17 protein-coding genes and 1 tRNA gene are annotated in these 21,038 nt (G+C 44.3%); 17 read left to right on the forward strand and 1 reads right to left on the reverse strand.

The window, feature by feature from the left end:
• The 15 genes from GKR41_RS01690 (at position 1) to purF (ending at position 17,178) form a co-directional block, all read left to right on the forward strand.
• On the forward strand, positions 1-267 hold the full coding sequence (locus GKR41_RS01690) for an FAD assembly factor SdhE (protein WP_420885670.1): 267 nt from the start codon (positions 1-3) through the stop codon (positions 265-267).
• Positions 268-322: 55 nt separating this feature from the next.
• A complete protein-coding gene (locus GKR41_RS01695) occupies positions 323-1,609 on the forward strand; it encodes a citrate synthase (RefSeq protein ID WP_226810134.1) in 1,287 nt (428 codons plus the stop codon).
• A 562-nt stretch (positions 1,610-2,171) separates the two neighbouring features.
• Complete coding sequence (leuC, locus tag GKR41_RS01700) at positions 2,172-3,581, forward strand: 3-isopropylmalate dehydratase large subunit (RefSeq protein ID WP_226810135.1); 1,410 nt, start codon at positions 2,172-2,174, stop codon at positions 3,579-3,581.
• A 231-nt stretch (positions 3,582-3,812) separates the two neighbouring features.
• A complete protein-coding gene (gene leuD, locus GKR41_RS01705) occupies positions 3,813-4,466 on the forward strand; it encodes a 3-isopropylmalate dehydratase small subunit (protein ID WP_226810136.1) in 654 nt (217 codons plus the stop codon).
• A gap of 60 nt (positions 4,467-4,526) precedes the next feature.
• The gene (gene leuB, locus GKR41_RS01710) at positions 4,527-5,600 is read left to right on the forward strand and encodes a 3-isopropylmalate dehydrogenase (RefSeq protein WP_226810137.1); all 1,074 of its coding nucleotides are present in this window, start codon (positions 4,527-4,529) and stop codon (positions 5,598-5,600) included.
• A 300-nt stretch (positions 5,601-5,900) separates the two neighbouring features.
• Complete coding sequence (asd, locus tag GKR41_RS01715) at positions 5,901-7,016, forward strand: aspartate-semialdehyde dehydrogenase (protein ID WP_226810138.1); 1,116 nt, start codon at positions 5,901-5,903, stop codon at positions 7,014-7,016.
• A 545-nt stretch (positions 7,017-7,561) separates the two neighbouring features.
• Positions 7,562-8,359: a tRNA pseudouridine(38-40) synthase TruA gene (truA, locus tag GKR41_RS01720; protein ID WP_226810139.1), complete on the forward strand. Its 798-nt coding sequence runs from the start codon at positions 7,562-7,564 to the stop codon at positions 8,357-8,359.
• Complete coding sequence (locus GKR41_RS01725; protein ID WP_226810140.1) at positions 8,356-9,075, forward strand: phosphoribosylanthranilate isomerase; 720 nt, start codon at positions 8,356-8,358, stop codon at positions 9,073-9,075. The genes truA and GKR41_RS01725 overlap by 4 nt, the downstream gene beginning before the upstream one ends.
• 52 nt (positions 9,076-9,127) lie before the next feature.
• Positions 9,128-10,321, forward strand: a complete 1,194-nt coding sequence (gene trpB / locus GKR41_RS01730) for a tryptophan synthase subunit beta (RefSeq protein WP_226810141.1) — start codon at positions 9,128-9,130, stop codon at positions 10,319-10,321.
• A gap of 738 nt (positions 10,322-11,059) precedes the next feature.
• Entirely contained in the window at positions 11,060-12,058 is a 999-nt protein-coding gene (gene trpA, locus GKR41_RS01735) for a tryptophan synthase subunit alpha (protein WP_239024479.1), read from the forward strand.
• Between the two features lie 44 nt (positions 12,059-12,102).
• Positions 12,103-12,975 carry an acetyl-CoA carboxylase, carboxyltransferase subunit beta gene (gene accD, locus GKR41_RS01740; protein WP_226810142.1) on the forward strand — a complete coding sequence of 291 codons (873 nt, stop codon included), beginning with the start codon at positions 12,103-12,105 and terminating at the stop codon, positions 12,973-12,975.
• 28 nt (positions 12,976-13,003) lie between these two features.
• Complete coding sequence (gene folC, locus GKR41_RS01745) at positions 13,004-14,329, forward strand: bifunctional tetrahydrofolate synthase/dihydrofolate synthase (protein WP_226810143.1); 1,326 nt, start codon at positions 13,004-13,006, stop codon at positions 14,327-14,329.
• 90 nt (positions 14,330-14,419) lie between these two features.
• Positions 14,420-15,067 carry an SPOR domain-containing protein gene (locus GKR41_RS01750; protein ID WP_226810144.1) on the forward strand — a complete coding sequence of 216 codons (648 nt, stop codon included), beginning with the start codon at positions 14,420-14,422 and terminating at the stop codon, positions 15,065-15,067.
• Positions 15,068-15,086: 19 nt separating this feature from the next.
• Positions 15,087-15,605 carry a CvpA family protein gene (locus tag GKR41_RS01755; protein ID WP_226810145.1) on the forward strand — a complete coding sequence of 173 codons (519 nt, stop codon included), beginning with the start codon at positions 15,087-15,089 and terminating at the stop codon, positions 15,603-15,605.
• A 37-nt stretch (positions 15,606-15,642) separates the two neighbouring features.
• Positions 15,643-17,178 (forward strand): amidophosphoribosyltransferase, encoded by a 1,536-nt coding sequence (purF, locus tag GKR41_RS01760; protein WP_226810146.1) that lies wholly within the window; start codon positions 15,643-15,645, stop codon positions 17,176-17,178.
• A 154-nt stretch (positions 17,179-17,332) separates the two neighbouring features.
• Here purF and GKR41_RS01765 read toward each other — a convergent pair.
• A tRNA-Lys gene (locus tag GKR41_RS01765) sits at positions 17,333-17,408 on the reverse strand.
• Between the two features lie 1,708 nt (positions 17,409-19,116).
• Here GKR41_RS01765 and glyA point away from each other — a divergent pair.
• Positions 19,117-20,364, forward strand: coding sequence for a serine hydroxymethyltransferase (gene glyA / locus GKR41_RS01770; RefSeq protein WP_226810147.1), 1,248 nt, complete (start codon positions 19,117-19,119; stop codon positions 20,362-20,364).
• An 18-nt stretch (positions 20,365-20,382) separates the two neighbouring features.
• The gene (gene nrdR, locus GKR41_RS01775; protein ID WP_226810148.1) at positions 20,383-20,856 is read left to right on the forward strand and encodes a transcriptional regulator NrdR; all 474 of its coding nucleotides are present in this window, start codon (positions 20,383-20,385) and stop codon (positions 20,854-20,856) included.
• The last annotated feature ends 182 nt before the right edge of the window (positions 20,857-21,038 follow it).

Here is a 21,038-nt window from a genome sequence, read left to right on the forward strand (position 1 = left end):
ATGTCATCACCTCATTATAGTGACCCTCGTTACGAGCGACTTCGCTGGCGCTCGCGTCGTGGACTACTAGAAAACGATCTAATTTTAGAGCGTTTTTTTAGTCGATATGAACATATGCTAAGCCATGTGGATATCGAGGCCCTTAGGCAGCTGCTTGAGCTATCCGATAATGAACTAATGAATCTGTTGCTTTCAGATAGCGAACCTAGCACACAATTCTTTTCACCTCCAGTGGCACGCGTATTAGGTTGGCTACGCGCGGTGTGAGTCATGCGTTGTGATATCGAAAATTTGTTTCCTATACTAGGATTGAGGATGTGCCATGACCCCGTCAAACGTTAAAGCTACGCTCTCATTTAGCGATAATTCGCCAAGTATTGAACTGCCAATCTATAAGGGTACGATGGGTCCGGATGTAATCGACATTCGCAAGCTGTATGGCCAGACTGGAAAATTTACTTATGATCCAGGATTCATGTCTACAGCGTCCTGCAACTCTGCGATTACTTATATTGATGGTGATAAAGGTGAATTATTATATCGAGGATACTCGATATATGAACTAGCGCAGAACGCAGATTTCATCGAGACTTGTTATGTACTACTCAGGGGTGATTTACCAAAAAAACAGCAGAAACAAGAATTTGCTAATATCATAGCAAAGCACACGATGGTTCCTGAGCAGATGCAGTTTTTCTTCCAAGGCTTCCGACATGATGCGCATCCTATGGCAATTCTTACAGCAGCTGTCGGTGCACTGTCAGCGTTCTATCATGATTCGCCGAATACTAACGATCCTTATCATCGTGATGTATCAGCAATTCGTATAATCGCAAAGCTACCAACACTCGTTTCAATGATTTATAAGCACAGTGTTAGTCAGCCGTTCGTCTATCCGCGCAACGACCTATCGTATAGTGCAAATTTCATGCGAATGATGTTTGCGAACCCATGTGAGGAATATTGGATCAGAGATGTTTTAGTGCGAGCACTAGATCGTATTCTCATCCTGCATGCTGACCATGAGCAAAATGCATCGACCTCAACTGTAAGGTTGGCTGGTTCGTCTGGAGCTAATCCATTTGCGTGTATTGCTGCTGGTATAGCATGCCTATGGGGTCCGGCGCATGGCGGCGCTAATGAGGCGTCGCTGAATATGCTTGAAGAAATCGGCTCGCCGAATAAAATTCGCGAATTTATTAAACAGGTCAAGAATAAAAATTCTGGTGTAAAGCTAATGGGTTTTGGCCACCGAGTGTATAAAAACTATGATCCGCGAGCCAAGTTAATGCGTGAAACGTGCCACGAAGTCCTCGGCGAGTTGGGTTTATGCGATGATCCTCTATTTAAGTTAGCAATAGAACTAGAGAAAATTGCGCTTGAGGACGAATATTTCGTTTCACGAAAGCTGTATCCAAATGTAGATTTCTACTCCGGTATTGTGCAACGCGCTCTCGGTATCCCAACATCTATGTTCACATGTATATTCGCAATGGCCCGCACAGTGGGTTGGATTGCACAGTGGAGCGAGATGATTTCAGAGCCAGAACAAAAAATAGGTCGTCCGCGCCAATTGTTTATTGGTCATGCGCTGCGCGCGACCAAATAAAGCCCACTACTTGCCGAGTAAGCCCTCTCTTATAAGAATAGTTACAGAGACTTGTAATCCACAGATTTTAAATAATCAGTCTACGTAAATTATTTGTTAGAGGTTTACTGTAGAGTGATAGAGCGCACTCAGCCATCAGGAAAGCACTCTGATTTCATACTTACAAGTTAGGATATAGTGAGTTGAGTAGATATATATGTTTACTGCATATGTGTCGAGATTGCTCGTAATCATCGGTATCAGTATCAGCCTAACTAACAGAGTGGAGCTGGGGTGTGCTTTCAAGCGCGATTTGATAAAATCCCCCTCTACAGAGGGGGGGGGGCTAAGCTGTGTAGCTATTTCCTACTGTACTGTGCGATATAGTCGTGCAGGTGCATCAATCATAGTATTTATCTAGGTATTTTAAATGTCATCATAAGCCCCTATACTTTTATAATGTTTTCTAGCCAAGAGATAGGGAATTGTTTTGTACTACTGACATCATCTGTTATCCACGCAACTTGGTTTACTCAATCCTTTCAATATCACGGTCTAGAATCCCAACTAGAAACTAAACACTATGCTCCAGACTTTGTATGACAAACTGTGGAGTTCGCACGTCGTCCATGCTGAGGAAGACGGCACTACTTTACTATATATTGATCGGCATTTATTACATGAAGTGACCTCGCCACAAGCATTCGAAGGCTTGAGGCTGGCACAACGACCGATATGGCGTATTAGCGCGAACTTAGCGGTATCGGACCATAATGTACCAACTACTGATCGCAGCTATGGCATTACAGATCCGGTATCTAGACTACAGGTAGATACTCTAGATGCTAACTGTGATGCTCATGGAATCACGCAATTCAAGATGAACGACCAGAGACAGGGTATCGTTCATATCATTGGGCCGGAGCAGGGAGCAACATTGCCCGGAATGACTATAGTCTGTGGTGATTCCCATACGTCAACGCATGGCGCATTTGGTGCCCTTGCGCACGGAATTGGTACGTCCGAGGTTGAACATGTACTTGCCACTCAGACTTTACTTCAGAAAAAAAGCAAGAATATGCTGATCAAAGTTGATGGCGTATTGCCACGTGGATGTGCGGCCAAGGATATTATCCTTGCAATTATCAGGCGCATTGGTACAGCTGGTGGTACTGGTTATGCGATTGAATTCAGCGGCCTGGCAATCAATGCACTCTCCATGGAGGGTCGCATGACCATATGCAACATGGCTATTGAGGCGGGCGCCCGTGCCGGAATGATAGCGGTCGATGATATAACAATCGACTATCTTCGTAATCGTCCGTTTGTACCAAAGGATGCTGCGTTTGAAGAAGCTTCTCGATATTGGAGAATATTTTGCTCTGATAAAGGTGCACATTTTGATCAGATTATTAATCTAAGTGCGTCGCAGATTCTACCGCAAGTAACCTGGGGTACATCGCCAGAGATGGTTACATCGATTAACGAACGAGTACCCAACCCAAAGCTAGAGAAAGACCCAGTTAAGCGAGATGCGATGGAGCGAGCACTTCAGTATATGGCTCTAAAGCCTAATATGCCAATCGAGGCAATAAGGCTAGACAAAATTTTCATTGGCTCTTGCACTAATGCTCGAATTGAAGATCTGCGATCTGCCGCGGACGTAGTTCGTAAGTTTGGGCAGCGTATTTCACCAAGTATCCGGCAAGCTTTAGTTGTACCGGGCTCTGGGTTAGTGAAGGAGCAAGCCGAGCGGGAAGAGCTCGACAAAGTATTTAAGGGGGCTGGGTTTGAGTGGCGTGCACCAGGTTGTTCAATGTGTCTAGCAATGAACGCAGACCGACTGGATCCGGGGGATCGGTGTGCGTCGACATCGAATCGTAATTTCGAGGGGCGCCAAGGTAACGGCGGACGTACCCATCTGGTTAGTCCAGCGATGGCAGCAGCAGCTGCCATCGCTGGACATTTTTTTGATGTGCGTCAGCTGGCTTGAAACGCATTATAAGCAAAATGCTATATTCATTGAATACATACAATACAAACGGTTTCAGCAATGCTCGGCTACTATCGATGGACTTTCTCCTAGAGAAGACATGCATATGACGCTAGCACGCCCTTAAGCAGGACTCTAACTAAGTCAGCCGCATCAGCAGAGTAACACAAAATTACCAAACATAACCTATAACAGCGAGCCTGACCTCATTCAATTAAGTTCAAGGAAGTTATGGAAAAATTTACTGTTCATACCGGTATTGTTGTACCCCTTGATCGTGAGAATGTCGACACTGATGCTATTATTCCTAAGCAGTTTCTGAAGTCGATCAAGCGCACAGGATTTGGCCCTAATCTATTTGATGAATGGCGATACTTAGACCATGGCGAGCTGCGCAAAGATTATTTAAGCCGAACGCTGAACCCGGATTTCGTACTAAATTGGCCGCGCTACCAAGGCGCTTCAATCTTGCTTACGCGCCAGAATTTCGGCTGTGGTAGTTCACGTGAACATGCGCCCTGGGCACTACAGCAGTACGGTTTTCGAGCGATAATCGCCCCCTATTTTGCAGATATTTTCTTTAATAATTGCCTGAAGAATGGTCTGCTGCCGATAGTTTTACCTACCTCTGATGTGCAGCAGCTATTTAATGATACCGCTACATTTGACGGATTCCAGTTAACAATTGATCTAAATCAACAGAAAGTACGCACCCTATGCGGCCACAAAGTATTTAATTTCGATATTACACCGTTTCGGAAGTACTGTTTGCTTCATGGTTTCGATGATATTGATCTTACACTACGTCATCGTCAGCGGATTACTCAATTTGAAGCTGAACGATTAGCTCATCAACCATGGCTAACTAATACACTTATCGATTGAGATTGAGATAGCATTTATCTTTATGTGTTTTATCAGTTGAATTCTTTGGGAACATAATCTATGAAGATTGCTATTTTGCCGGGTGACGGAATTGGCCCAGAAATTGTGACTGAGGCAGTAAAAGTGCTCCAAGCGCTCGACGAGAGTTTCGAATTAGAACTAGCACTAGTTGGCGGTGCTGCCTACGAGGCAAGCGGGAATCCTTTACCAGATGATACATTGGCACTAGCTAAGCACGCTGACGCAATTTTGTTTGGAGCAGTCGGTGATTGGAGATATGATAAGCTTGAGCGTATGTTTCGCCCGGAGCAAGCAATTCTTGGATTGCGCACGCATCTACAGTTATTTGCAAACCTTCGTCCGGCGATATGCTATCCGGAATTAACGAGTGCGTCATCGCTAAAGCCAGAAATTATTTCTGGACTAGATATCCTGATTGTACGAGAACTAAGTGGGGATATCTACTTCGGCCAGCCACGCGGTCTTCGCAACGCACCAGATGGCCCATTCCAGGGTAATCATGAAGGTTTCGATACAATGCGTTATGCAGAACCAGAAGTCCGACGAATTGGGCACGTAGCTTTCCAGGCAGCAAGAAAACGCACAAAACATGTGACATCTATCGATAAAGCTAACGTGCTAGAGACATCGCAACTGTGGAGAAATGTCATGATTGATTTGGCGCTCGAATATCCGGACGTCAAATTGTCACATATGTATGTTGATAACGCAGCCATGCAACTAGTGAAAGCACCAAAGGCTTTCGATGTAGTTGTAACCGGCAATATATTTGGTGATATCTTATCTGATGAGGCAGCAATATTAACTGGTTCGATCGGTATGTTACCCTCTGCGTCGATCAATGCTAATAACAAGGGCCTATACGAGCCATCACACGGTTCAGCACCGGATATTGCAGGTAAAAGTATAGCTAATCCGCTTGCGACAATCCTTTCGGCAGCAATGATGTTACGGTATTCACTAGGGCGACCTGAACAGGCGGATAGGATTGAGAATGCAGTTAAACTTGTACTATCACAACGATATCGCACATTAGATATTATTACACCAGGTTGTAAGCAAGTTAGTACGAGCGAAATGGGCAATGCAGTCATTGCGGCATTAGCACACTGATGACGTTTAATCGAGCGATTAAGGTAATGTAAATTGCTGAATCAGTTCGCTTTTCGAGCTGTTCAAGTACTGCCTACCTCTAAATTTCGTATATAATAACCCAACTAATCTTGGCATTTACTTATAAAACTTAGTTGTCATAAACGACGTTAGCGACCTGCTGTATTATTAGTACAGCAGGTCGCTATTCACGTTTGTAAACAGTCGAAACTTAATCGTTTCTGGTTATGTCCACCCTATCTCCTATGGGTGGACATACTGGTGGTAGGTGTACAAAAGAATTGATCCAAAAGGCAAGTCATGAACGTAGGTTTTGTTGGTTGGCGCGGCATGGTTGGCAGCGTCCTAATGCGACGTATGCAGCAGGAGCGAGATTTGGACTTAATAGAGCCCATCTTCTTCAGTACTAGTAATGTGGGCGGATCGGCGCCGGAATTTGTTAATACAAAGCTTAAAGGAGCATCAGATCTTGAGGAACTAAAACGCTGTGACGCGATTATTACCTGTCAGGGAAGTAGCTATACAAAAGATATCTATCCAAAGCTACGTGCTGCTGGATGGAAAGGCTACTGGATCGATGCAGCATCTACTCTTCGAATGAAAGATGATGCAGTAATTATTCTAGATCCGATCAATCTCGACATGATTCGTAATTCGCTGATGCACGGAGGCCGCGATTTTATTGGCGGGAATTGCTCTGTGAGTTTAATGCTAATGGCGCTAAGCGGATTATTCCGGTACGATTTAATCGATTGGGTGACCGCAATGACATATCAAGCCGCATCCGGTGCTGGCGCGCAAAATATGCGAGAGCTTTTATCTCAGATGGGGACACTATATAACGCAGTTGAGTCGCAACTATCGGATCCAACGTCGTCAATTTTAGATATTGATTATCGTGTGTCTTCTATCATGAATAGTGCCGCATTGCCCGTACAATATTTTGGCGTGCCACTAGCTGGATCTCTGATTCCATGGATCGATAAAGATCTAGGAGATGGCGTATCAAAAGAAGAATGGAAGGGGGGCGCCGAAACCAACAAAATCCTAGGTCGACCAGGAATAGGTAAACCAGGGTCGATCCCAATCGATGGGTTATGCGTACGCATCGGCGCAATGCGCTGTCACTCTCAAGCCTTGACAATCAAGCTAAAAAAAGACGTTCCGCTCGATGAGATTTATCATATGCTAGAAACAGCAAGCGATTGGGTAAAGGTTATATCGAACGAGCGTAATGCATCAATACAGGAACTATCACCAGCTAATGTAACCGGTACATTATCGGTCCCGATCGGCCGATTGCGAAAGCTTGCGATGGGGGGGGAATATCTGGCGGCATTTACAGTTGGCGATCAGTTACTATGGGGCGCTGCTGAACCCCTTCGCAGGATGTTGCGCATTTTAATTGAGCGTTGATCTACGAGAAAATAAACGTATACCTTATGCAAAAGAAATTATATTATTAGGGCGCCTAACGCTTTTTTGTTTTATAATTTTCATTATATTATCAATAAGTTAATTAGTATTAATAAATATATGCAACGTAGTTAACAATAAATAGACGTATATTCAATATAAGTTTTTTTGCTTTAGGACGCTCGTAAAGTTCAAGATTTGCGCAAGCAAATTTTGCTGGTGCTACTCGTGTTGCATATCTCTAAAATTATATTAGAAGTGTCTCGATATCCTCTGTCGCCCAAGATATAAGCAATATGATTTTATAATTTTGGCTATTAATTTATACTAAATGTATGCATATTTATCACGGAACCGTTTAGTACCTCACTACTACAGTGTTCACTGCGATTATCTCGTATCAAGCTTGATCTGACCATAAAATATATAGAATTAGGAAATCCAGCGCGTGCATTAGATAAGAGTCTTTGTGTCAAATATCCGATATCATCGGACAAGATTCGTAGGCTGTGTATCGTTCTTGTTCCGCATTAGGTGGGGTGTTAATGCGTATCGCGTTAGGACTTCAGTATGAAGGATCCAATTTTTTCGGCTGGCAAGCACAACCACACGGTAATACCGTGCAAAACGTGTTTGAACTTGCGTTAGGGCATTTTGCGCAAGTACCACTATCTACTATTGTTGCTGGTCGTACTGATAGAGGCGTACATGCGCTTGGTCAAGTCGTGCATTTCGATACACAGCTTGACCGAGCAGAATCTTCATGGGTTCGTGGAGTAAACGCATTTTTACCGCCAAGTATTGCGGTACAGTGGGCTAAACTAGTACCGCCGACTTTTCATGCGCGCTTTACTGCATTTGAGCGCGTGTATTTTTATGTGCTATACGTACATTCGGTACGCTCGCCGATGCTAGCGAAGCGTGCTGGGTGGGTTCATAAAGCACTAGATACCGACATGATGCGAGAGGCTGCCAGGCACCTGATCGGTGAACACGATTTTTCGTCGTTTCGCTCGTCTAATTGCCAAGCAAAAACGCCTATCAAGCACTTGTATGCAATTGATATTGTTGAGGATGGACTGTTTGTGCATTTTCGATTTCGCGCGAATGCGTTTTTATATCGTATGGTACGAAATATTATGGGTTGTTTGGTATCGGTGGGGTGGCATAAGCACCCAGCCTATTGGGTAGCAGAAGTGCTAGCTACTAGAGATCGAAGGCGCGCTGCGCCAACATTTATGCCAGATGGCCTCTACTTGCTACAAGTAAGATATCCTGATGACTTTGATGTGCCACTATCTAATTCTAGGTGTTTTCCGTTCTGCACGGGTATAGAATTATGACTGAATCCGCCACTATTATGGCCCCTAAACAGCATAGCTGCACACGCCGAACGCGCGTGAAGCTATGCGGATTATGTAGTGAGGGGGACGTCGATTTAGCAGTTGCACTCGGTGCGGATGCAATTGGATTAGTCTTCTACCCACCTAGCCCACGTTGTGTAAGTATTGAGCTAGCTTCCGCTCTAGTGCGTCGTATCCCCGCATTTGTGTCCGTGGTTGGGCTGTTTGTTAATGCCGATAATACTCTATTCGAACGAGTTATCGATGAAGTGCCGCTTGGAATTCTTCAATTTCACGGTGACGAGACGCCTCAGCGTTGCAAGGCCTTAGCAGACCGAGCGGGTCTGCGCTGGCTGCGCACTCTACACATCAGTCCAGATACGAAGCCGACTGATTTAGATAAATTAGCTCTCAACTATGCTTGTGCAACAGGCCTTTTATTCGATACGTTAGTAGCGGGTTATGGCGGAGGTGGAAAGGTTTTTGATTGGTCACTTATTCCAGCAAAGATTGCACATCGGGGTATTTTTAGTGGTGGATTGAATTCACAAAACGTAGCGAACGTTATTCATCGGATACGCCCATATGCTGTAGATGTATCTAGTGGCATCGAAGTAGCGAATGCAAAGGGTGTTAAAGATTATATTAAAATGGCAGCGTTTATTCATGCCGTACGCGCTGCAGATGAAGTATCGTCCGCTATAGGGACCCCCTAAATAGTAGGATCGTCGGTCCGGTCCACGGGTCTTATCTGAGGAGAGTTTTGTAATGTACAACTTGCCTGATGAACGTGGTCACTTTGGCCCGTATGGTGGTGTGTTCGTCGCCGAAACATTGCTTCATGCGCTCACCGATTTGCGTGACGCGTACGGAAAATACCGAAAAAATCCTGAGTTTGTTGAGGAATATGCGCGCGAGCTAAAGCATTTTGTGGGCCGTCCGTCACCGATCTATCACGCGAAGCGTTGGAGTGAACTACTCGGTGGTGCACAGATTTATTTAAAGCGTGAGGACTTAAATCACACTGGTGCGCATAAAATTAACAATGTAATTGGACAAGCTTTGCTAGCACGTCGCATGGGAAAGCTGCGCATTATTGCGGAAACTGGCGCCGGCCAACATGGCGTAGCTACCGCAACGATTGCGGCTCGTCTTGGTATGGAGTGTGTAGTATACATGGGTATTTTAGATGTATGCCGACAAGCAGCAAATGTTTATCGAATGAAACTGCTTGGAGCAACTGTTGTGCCGATTGATTCGGGTTCTCGCACACTGAAGGATGCATTAAATGAAGCGATGCGCGATTGGGTCTCAAATATTGAGAATACATTTTATATTATTGGTACTGTAGCAGGTCCACACCCCTATCCAATGATGGTGCGTAATTTCCAGTGTGTAATCGGAGATGAATGTCTGGTTCAAATGGCTGAGTTAGTTGGTCGTCAACCAGACGCAGTAATTGCGTGCGTAGGAGGTGGCTCAAATGCGATGGGTATTTTTTATCCATATATCAGCGATACAGCAGTTCAGTTAATTGGCGTAGAAGCGGCCGGCGATGGGATAGAGACATGTCGTCATGCTGCGTCACTGATCAGTGGTTCACCAGGTATCCTGCACGGTAACCGAACCTATCTATTGCAAGACCAGAATGGGCAAATTATCAATACACATTCAATTTCCGCGGGACTAGACTATCCGGGTGTCGGACCAGAACATGCATGGCTGCATGATACTGGTCGCGCACAGTATGTTGGAATCACAGATGATGAGGCATTAAGTGCATTTCATGACTGCTGCCGTATCGAGGGCATTATTCCTGCTCTTGAATCCAGCCACGCGCTTGCATATGCGGCAAAGATTGCTCCGGATCTAGGACGTGATCAGATTTTACTAGTAAACCTGTCGGGCCGGGGCGATAAAGACATTCATACGGTAGCTGAGCGTGCTGGCATCACATTTTGAAAGAGCTGTGTAATTTATTCTGATACAAAATGACGAACTTGGAAAACAAACGAGACCTAAAAGTAATCAAGTCAATCCGGATAATGGGGGGGTAATCAGCTGGCGCTTGTCACGCTACAGTCATATGATAATATCCAGTCTAGGGTGGCGTTGCGCAATCAAGATTTTCTCTCCAACGCAAGTTGCACAGCCGCCCAGTCAATTGACTTAATAATTGACTTAATCCTAGGTGATCCTCTATATAGGCTAGGAAAAGACTATGGTAATGATTCAAATAAGCGCTCTGGTCAAAATTTTATCGCGGACCTACCGTTGGCTTAAAATAGCGCTTCTAAAGCTCAAGCTAAGCGGCTTGATATATATAATATATACTCCGTACGTGGCAATACGCGCCAGAGATTTTTTGCTTTTTGAAGCTCCCGCTCAGCATGATCAACGAGATTATCTGAAACCAATGCGTGCCCAGTATAGACAGCACAACACGTCGATTTACGCCGGTGCACAATAATATCGGTCTTTTCGTGGCATCAAAAAATTATTACTTTGATTTAAACTCCGTCCGTATTCCGTATAATTCCATCATCAAAAAAAGCTCGCTCACGACGTATTTTTGAGGGTAGTAAATAGCTCGAACTTGGTCATAACCCGAAAGACATTTTGTCGGTATCGCGACTCCATCGCTAGCATGCGGAGCGCGTTGTACACCCAACACAAAAGCCACTAGAAATTATCGAGCGAATGGTACTATCTAATTGCCCGCCAGGTGGTTTAGTTCTTGATCCATTCATAGGTAGCAGTACTACTGCTGTAGCCTATGCGCGTCACCGGCGTTTCTTTATTGGCTACGAGATTAATCCAAAATACTACTCACTTACTCGTCAGCGATTAGCTAAACTAAGAGCGAGCCAAACGCTCTTAAACGAGACTTATAGCATGTCCAGAATTGAAACAAAGTTTTTGGAATTAGCCCGAAATCAACGCAAGGGCCTAATTCCATTTATGACTGCAGGAGACCCGGACCCAGATCGAACCGTCGAGTTTATGCATGCGTTAGCTGCTAGCGGTGCTGATATTATTGAGCTTGGTATTCCGTTTTCAGATCCAATGGCTGACGGTCCCGTGATTCAGCGTTCATCTGAGCGAGCATTAGCTCGCGGTATCACGCTGCGGCGTGTGCTAGACTACGTGCGCGTATTTTGCGAGCGTGATCGCGATACACCTGTGGTTCTCATGGGATATGCCAATCCGATTGAGCAAATGGGGTGCGAGGTGTTCGGTGCCGCAGCACGTGAGGCTGGTGTTGATGGTGTACTAGTAGTCGACTATCCGCCCGAAGAAGCTTCTGAATTTGCTGCTGCAATGCGCAGCTACAGTATTGATCCAATTTTTATGCTTGCGCCGACGTCTACTACAGAGCGTATTGCTTCGGTAGGGCGGCTAGCAAGCGGATACATTTATTATGTATCTCTCAATGGGGTAACTGGTTCCGTAAATCTAAATGTTTCTAGCATTTCAGGTAAAACATCAACTATTAAATCACAAGTGCCTTTACCGATTGGAGTTGGTTTTGGTATTCGTGACGCAGCGACTGCTCGTGCAGTCGCTAAAGTAAGTGATGCGGTTGTGATCGGGAGTTGTATTGTACAACTACTTGAGCAAACACCCGAGAAAGAGGCTATCCAAGTACTGAAGACATTTATCACTGATATACGACAAGCGCTAGACTATGCGGGCTAAGCTTAGCGGCATACTATGATACAACTTCGTATCGAGGAGTTTTTATGAGTTGGCTGGATAAATTGCTGCCACCGAAGATCAAGCAAACAGATCCACGCAGCCGAAAGAGTATCCCAGAAGGACTATGGGTGAAGTGCCTAAACTGCGAAGCTGTACTTTACCAGAATGATGTTAGGGCAAACTTGAACGTTTGTCCAAAGTGCGATCAGCACATACGAATTAGTGCGCGCGAGCGCTTAAATATGTTTCTAGATCCAGAAGGCCGGCGTGAAATTGGCTATGAGATACTACCAGTCGATGTACTAAAGTTTAAAGATAGTCGAAAGTACCCAGATCGGATTAAGGACGCAATGGATGAATCTGGAGAGACTGACGCTATAGTCGTAATGAGCGGTACGCTTCATACATTGCCAGTAGTAGTCGCCTGCTTTGAGTTTGCGTTCATGGGTGGTTCCATGGGATCAGTAGTAGGCGAGCGATTTGTGCGTGGAGTAAAAAACGCGCTTGAGCAGCAAGCCACGTTTATTTGCTTTTCGGCATCAGGTGGAGCACGGATGCAGGAAAGCGTGTTATCGCTCATGCAGATGGCTAAGACTACGGCGATGCTGACGAAGCTCTCTACAGCTAATCTCCCATTTATCTCAGTGCTGACCGATCCAACTATGGGTGGGGTGTCCGCTAGTTTCGCCTTTTTGGGCGACCTTGTAATTGCCGAGCCCCGCGCACTAATCGGTTTTACTGGTCCGCGCGTGATTGAGCAGACGGTACGAGAAAAACTGCCGGAGGGTTTTCAGCGATCAGAGTTCTTACTCAAAAAAGGTTCGATTGACATGATTGTAGACCGGCGCAAAATGCGAGGCGAAATCGCCCAGTTGATCGCGCTGTTGACGCGCCAGCCAATAGATGCGGTCATGTAAAGCGACGACGTTTTATACCGGGGCTCTTATGCAAAATTTTGTAACTCTTCGGGATTGGCTGATATATCTAGAAACTTCCTATCCAGTTAGTATTGATATGAGTCTAGTGCGTATTCAGCGCGTCAAGGCGGTGCTTGGTCTACAATTTTACTGTCCTGTAATCACAGTGGGTGGCACTAATGGAAAGGGATCAACATGCGCGATCTTAGAAGCAATTCTTTTACATGCTGGCTATCACGTAGGATGCCATACATCGCCGCATCTGATAAAATTCAACGAGCGAGCGCGCGTAGATGGTCTTAATGCGACCGATAGTGAACTTTTGCCCCATTTCGAGGCGATTGAGATCGCCAGGTTATCATTGCCACAACCAGTATCGTTGACCTACTTTGAATTTACGATACTAGCGATTATGCGCTTATTTGCATTTAAGCAGCTTGATGTGGTGATTCTAGAGGTTGGGATGGGTGGCCGACTCGATGCAGTAAATATCATCGATACTGATTGTGCAGTTATTACTAGTATTGATTTAGACCACCAGCATTACATTGGAAACACGCGAGAACTAATTGGCCACGAGAAGGCAGGAATCTTTCGTTCTAACAAGCCGGCGATTGTTAGTGATCTCCTGACTCCGTCCAGCATGATTAAGTATGCAGAGGCTATCGGTGCCGATCTATGGCTACTCAACCGTGATTTTTACTATGATTATTATCCTCAAAACGAGCGGCGGCAATGGAGCTATCATGGGCGCTCATTAAAACATGCAGCGTTAGCCTATCCAGCTCTGCGCGGTGAAAATCAGTTATTAAATGCTACGACAGCGATTGCTGCCCTCGAGGCGCTACAAGATCGTTTACCAGTTAGCGAACAAGATATACGGCTTGGGCTAACCAATGTCGAGTTGCCGGGGCGTTTCCAGGTGTTATCTGGTAAACCGGCAATTGTTTTAGATGTTGCGCATAATCCTCACGCAGCTGCTGTTTTAGCAAAGAATCTAGCCAATATGGGTTACTTTCCGTACACTTATTTAGTGTTTGGGGCGATGGCTGATAAAGATGTCGCCGGCATGCTGGCATGCTTGAAAGACGTAATAGATTATTGGTGCATCACCGAATTACCTATATCTCGGGCTATTAGCACAGTTGACATTGAACAGAAATTAGTCACACTTGGTGTGACACGCGGGGATTCTACTAAGCCTTTAGACATATCCATCCGGCGGTTTTCCAACCCACAGATTGCCTATAAAGATGCGCTGAATCGGGCGTCTAAAAATGATAGAATCGTGGTTTCTGGTAGTTTCTATACGATATCTGGCGTCATTTCTTCTAATGGAATAGAGCATTATTGACCGTACAAATCGCATGGTAGCTAAGCCAGCACTCTGCTAGCGTCTATACGACTACATATGAAATTATTTTCTTTCTGCAGTAAGAATGACGTGGATCTGTTGTGGACCAGTACGTGGAATCAGGCTATCCAAACAAGCCAGCATGGGAAAAAGGCTGATCGTTATTCCGATCAGAATTCGATATTGCCTGATTTAAAGCTGAGTATGAAACAGCGCGCACGCCGGCGTCTGATCGGTGCGATTGTACTTCTTCTGGGGGCTATAGTTTCGTTTCCTCTTATTCTCGACTCCTCCCCGAAGATATCTAGCAAAGAAGATATTGTCATCCAAATTCCGGAGCGCCTCAAATCAGTACCGGATAATCTGTCTCGTAGAGAGACCGCAATAAAAGATAGGTATGATCAAGCACAAATCGATATAAATACCTCACTTAATGCGGTAAGCCCTGGTAGTAATAATGTAGCAAGCCCTGGTAGTAAGCCAAACATACTTTCCGGAAGTTACTATGTGGTGCAGTTAGGTGTACTAAATAATGATATCGACGCGCAACATTGGGTGCGACGCTTGAAATCTATTGGTGTGCCAGCTTATTTTGAAAGACAGTACCAGTTCGACAGTAATAAAGAGCGTATTCTATTACGCGCCGGCCCTTTCTCTGATCGTTCGGCTGCTACTAATGCCGTAACAAAGGTTCGACGCGCAGTCGACCTAAACTCGGGACACGCGGGACGTCAATAGCAATTATTATTAGTAAATAATGACTAATGCAGTGATAGACGGGACCTTAACCGCATTCGACTATGCCGTAACAGTAGTCATTGGTTTGTCAGTGCTGCGTGGGATATGGCGTGGGCTCTTAGCAGAATTATTCGGCTTAATTGGATGGATCTTTTCCCTGATCGTCACCACGATCTATGTACCAGTACTAGTACGATATATACCAGTAAACTGGCCCGGCGGAACACTAATACGATACCTGATCGCGTTCTTTATTCTAATTTTGGTTGTATTGTTTACCTTCCGTATAATCCGCGATCTAATTATACGGCTCGCTGATATTGGTGGTCTACGGAGTATTGATCGTATATTAGGCATGCTATTTGGACTGATACGAGGCGCATTACTAGTACTCGTATTAGTAGCGCTTGTCAGATTAACAGAGCTTCCGCAACAGAATTTTTGGCGCAACGCAATATCCAGGCCTTATATCGAACACTGCTTGCGCGAACTAAAACCGTTCCTGCCAGCCGTAATAGCATCGTATATGCCATTTTAACATCATCATCCGGATTCAATTTTTGAAGGGACGTGCCATGTGTGGCATTGTAGGCGTAATTTCCCAATCTCCAATTAATCAGCTGATCTATGACAGCTTGTTACTGCTGCAGCATCGTGGTCAAGATGCTGCAGGTATTGCAACGGTTAACGGTAGTACGTTCCACATGTATAAAGCAAATGGCATGGTGCGTGACGTGTTCCGTACTCGCAACATGCGCTCACTGCCGGGAAACTGTGGGATCGGTCAAGTTCGTTACCCAACTTCTGGCTCGGCTAGCAGTGCAGAGGAAGCCCAACCATTTTACGTGAATGCCCCGTTTGGTATTATTCTTGCACATAATGGGAATGTAACAAACTGTGAACAGCTCAAGGACGAAATGTTCCGTATTGACCGCCGGCATATCAATACGAGTTCTGATTCCGAAGTCTTGCTTAATGTCTTCGCAAATGAACTGCAATTAGCTACAACCGGATTCTTGCTGGAGCCTGACGCGATTTTTAAGGCGGTTTCTGGGGTATATCGGCGCGTTAAGGGTTCTTATGCGATTGTTGCCATAATTGCTGGGTATGGGTTATTGGCATTTCGTGATCGGCATGGTATTAGGCCGCTAGCTATTGGTAAGCGCGATACCAAGAAAGGTTCTGAATGGATGATTGCATCTGAATCGGTTGCCCTTGAAGGCATTGTTTTTGAGTTTATGCGAGATATAGCGCCCGGCGAAGCCGTATTTATTAGTATGGATAGCACACTGCATGCAAAACAATGTGTGCAGTGTGCTAGTCTAAATCCGTGTATATTTGAACTTGTTTATCTAGCGCGTCCTGATTCAGTGCTTGATGGGGTGCCCGTTTACAACGCTCGGCTTCGGATGGGTGATTACTTAGCTGAGAAAATTCAGCGTACCCTACCAGGCGTGCAGATTGATGTAGTAATGCCAATTCCTGACTCATCACGGCCAGCTGCGATGCAGGTTGCCAAAAAACTTACGATCGAATATCGTGAAGGTTTTTTCAAAAACCGTTATGTTGGCCGTACCTTTATCATGCCCGGACAGGCAGTGCGTAAAAAGTCAGTACGCCAGAAGCTTAATGCAATGGCAGTGGAATTTAAAGGCCGTAACGTGTTGATTGTCGATGACTCGATCGTTCGGGGTACTACATCACAAGAGATTATACAAATGGCGCGTGATGCTGGCGCAAATAAAGTAATCTTTGCATCAGCGGCACCGCCAGTACGCTTTCCAAATGTGTATGGAATAGATATGCCGACCCGAAACGAGTTAGTGGCGTACGGTAGGACTGATCAGGAAGTAGCGCAGATTATAGGGGCTGATGCACTTGTTTACCAAGACGTCGAGGATATGAAGCAGGCAGTACGCGATACGAACCCGAAAGTGCAGAATTTTGAGGCATCGTGCTTTGATGGCCACTATATTACCGGCGATGTGACAGCTGAGTATCTGGATAAAATAGAACAAATGCGACTTGACCCAATATTACGGTCAGATAGTAATCTGACCGTAGAAGGTAACGACCGTCCACAATCGCACTTGAATTTATCGATTGAATAAAAAAACTATCTACCCACTTGTTATTCTAACAACACTTACTGATATTTTAATATCAGAAATAGCTCGTACGCATTAATAAAAAAATCGGTAAAAAATTTATAATTTTTTCGTTAAAATGAATAAAAATAAAAAACGAATTTAATATTTAACTTTTTGGTAGGCCGTACTGGATTCGAACCAGTGACCAACGGATTAAAAGTCCGCTGCTCTACCAGCTGAGCTAACGACCCAAGTAGCTCGAAGCATATCTATAAAAAATAGATTGGTCAAGCCGGGAGTACGAAAAACCATTGGGCGGACTCTCTCTTAAGCAATAGTCGCTTTTTTGATGCCTGCGTAGCATGTGATTGGTCGTAACAGTATGTGTTTTACGGCAGCTCTTTCTTTTTCCCGCTAGTTTTTTGTAAAAGAGAATCATACTCTAGCGCATAAGAATGGGTTGAGTATTTCGTCAAAATACCCCGTATAATTATTGATAGCATTTGCATATTGACAATGTGCGTGTAGAAATTGCTAAGCTAGTATTAGTTTACTAGTTGATATAGGTTAAGGAATATTTTGATGCAAACGCTTTAAATCCCGAGATTGCAGCCCTAAATAAAGTTACTTTTTGAACAGCTATAATACTATACTGAATATATAAATTTCTTCAGCTGTCTCTTCTTTTTTTCGATTATTTATTGATAAAATTCCAGCTTTTTGAGATGGAAGTCCATAACTGTATAGTAGTTAATAATGATGCACACCGCCATCAGTCAAAACTACTGTCGAGACTTGACAACTATTTATCGTGGTCGCGTAGAGGAGATATTGCCCGTTTATAGAGAAACCTAGTGACTCAAAATATCTTATATCAGTTATTGCTATCGCTTATCCCATCGACAATTCTTATGTAGATTTAGATAAATACATCTACGATGCTAAAAGACGCATACAATATATGTAAACTTCTTACCGTCAGGCGAAGTGCAGGCGCTCGTATTATATTCTTGAAACATTACGTGCCGCACTACGATAGCTTATTCAGTCTGTAGAGACAACTTAAGGCTCCGCTATAGGAGCTACTAAAATAGTAAGTTACTATAACTATTTATAGTTTATGTATTATTTAGAGAGATTGTCTAAATAGACCAAGTTGACTAACGTTTTATGTAGTAGTACACATGGGACATGTGTATATTGTAATATCCACACATCACAGTTCGCTAAGTAGATCTTCATGCTGCTTATAGACTGAGCCAGATTACTAAAGGGATAGATGCAAGTCATACAGATTGTGTGGGGAGAGATAGTACTTTAGTGTTGTAACTATTCATTTGTTAACCTCACTGGTAAAATACCCCGAACTAGGTATATCCACACTGTGCAACTCTAGATAATAAGCAAGTCAACAGATAGGTACCACCGACTGACAAAACTAATAATCAAAAACGGTTTTTCACACGGCTCGAATCATCTTCTGAGTAGCTGTAAGCTATATTAGACTATAGCACCCTCCATAATTAACTCTAATTAAATAGCTATAGCAGACAGTAATGCCAGCCTTAGTCTACTTAATATTACACATTGTACGTGTGGCTAGAAGCACATTTAGTGGGCGGCTCTAGTATTTTAGGTGAGCGAATATTTATTCGTGGGCCTCGATCGAAACATGTGTGATAGTCCCGAATAAATACACGGGCATTTTTATAACGAGTTCAGTTGCCTATTTAGTACCCTTCCAATACACTTAGATCTACTCTAACCAGAATTTACGAATTTCAAATCGGAGAATATATACCACTATAATCATCCAATTTCCAGCATTGTGCTAGCTAGACTGCTCTATTTTTATGTGACCGGGGGGTCATTTTCGTGAAGATTTTATAGAAGTCAATGATAGGACGAAACTATTTACTAATTCAGGTTAATCGTTTAAATATTGAAGGAAACTAACGCATGTTAGACAAGACTGAGCAAACTATTGCAAATGGCGATCCGCAGATCTGGCAGGCGATTCAGAATGAGCACTGTAGACAAGAACACCATATTGAACTCATCGCGTCGGAAAACTATGCGAGCCCAGCAGTAATGGCAGCTCAGGGTTCTCAACTGACCAATAAGTATGCTGAAGGATATCCGGGTAAGCGCTACTATGGCGGCTGCGAATATGTCGATGTAGTCGAGCACTTGGCGATCGAACGGATCAAGCATCTATTTGGCGCAGAGGTAGCGAATGTACAGCCGCATTCAGGTTCACAGGCCAATCAGGGGGTATTCTTCGCGCTCCTTAAGCCAGGTGATACGATTATGGGAATGAGCCTTGCCCACGGTGGCCATCTTACGCACGGTTCGCCAGTTAATCTATCCGGCCAATGGTTTAATGCTATCAGCTACGGACTAAATAAAAACGAAGATATTGACTATGACGCAGCCGAGCATCTCGCGCACCAACATAAGCCAAAGCTGCTAATTGCGGGTGCATCGGCGTTCTCTCTGCGCATCGACTTCGAACGCTTAGCGCGGATTGCGAGGTCAGTCGGAGCTTATTTTATGGTAGATATGTCGCATTATGCGGGACTAATTGCGGCTCATGTATACCCAAATCCTGTGCCATATGCTGACTTTGTAACAACAACCACACACAAGAGCTTACGCGGACCTCGGGGGGGTGCAATCTTAATGAAGATGGAATACGAAAAAGCTATTAATGCATCAATATTTCCAGGCATCCAAGGTGGTCCATTAATGCATATAATTGCAGCAAAAGCTATTGCATTTAAAGAAGCGCTTGCACCAGAGTTCAAGATATATCAGAAACAAGTCATAAATAACGCGCGTATACTTGCTGAAACTCTCATTAAGCGTGGCTTACGAATTGTGTCTGGTCGAACCGAGAGCCATATGATGCTAGTAGATTTGCGCGCAAAACAGATTACAGGTAAAAGTGCGGAAGTTGTGTTAGGTAGTGCACATATCACCGTGAATAAAAATTCAATTCCAAATGATCCTGAGAAGCCATTTATAACTAGTGGTATACGTATTGGCTCTTCGGCAATGACCACTCGTGGTTTCGGATTGGCCCAAGCCGAGCATATCGGCAATCTGATTGCTGATGTACTCGACAATCCAAATAATACCGAAACTATTGAATGTGTGCGTGAGCAGGTTACTAAACTCACAAATCAGTTTCCGGTGTATAAGTAGGCTGTTGGACGAATTGTTATGCGTTGCCCATTTTGCTGGCATGACAATACTCAGGTAGTAGATTCACGTGTGTCGGAAGACGGTACAACAATCCGCCGTCGTCGTCGCTGTCCGGCTTGTGATAAGCGCTTTACAACATACGAGCGCGTTGAACTTGCATTACCAACGGTTATCAAAAGTGATGGGACGCGAGTGGAATTTGACCGCAGCAAGATGCTATCTAGCATACAACTTGCTTTGCGCAAGCGCCCTGTTGCTGCCGAGAAGATCGATGCAGTAGTCGCACGCATTGAGTATCAATTACTAGCTTCTGGCGAGCGCGAGGTACGTAGCAAATGGTTCGGCGAGTTGGTAATGGAAGAGCTGCTTAAGCTTGATGAGATTGCTTACGTGCGATTTGCATCAGTGTATAGACGCTTCGAAGATGTTTCCGAGTTTAAAAAACTAATCGATGAGTTCGGTTGGTCTTCAGCTGCCGGCATCCGGTCTTAAGTTGCAAAGCAACCTTATAGCTCCATTATAGCTATTTATTAAACTATAAGCGGTTGCTATGGCTGCATATTTTCAAGGGTTTTAGGCATCCTAACTGATTAGACATCATTGGTATATAATCGCTAAATCAGAAAATAAGTCTTGTTAATATGTCTCTATAGTACCACTATCTTTCAAACTCT

This window comes from Candidatus Vallotia laricis, assembly GCF_020541325.1.
GTDB classification, from domain to species: domain Bacteria; phylum Pseudomonadota; class Gammaproteobacteria; order Burkholderiales; family Burkholderiaceae; genus Mycetohabitans; species Mycetohabitans laricis.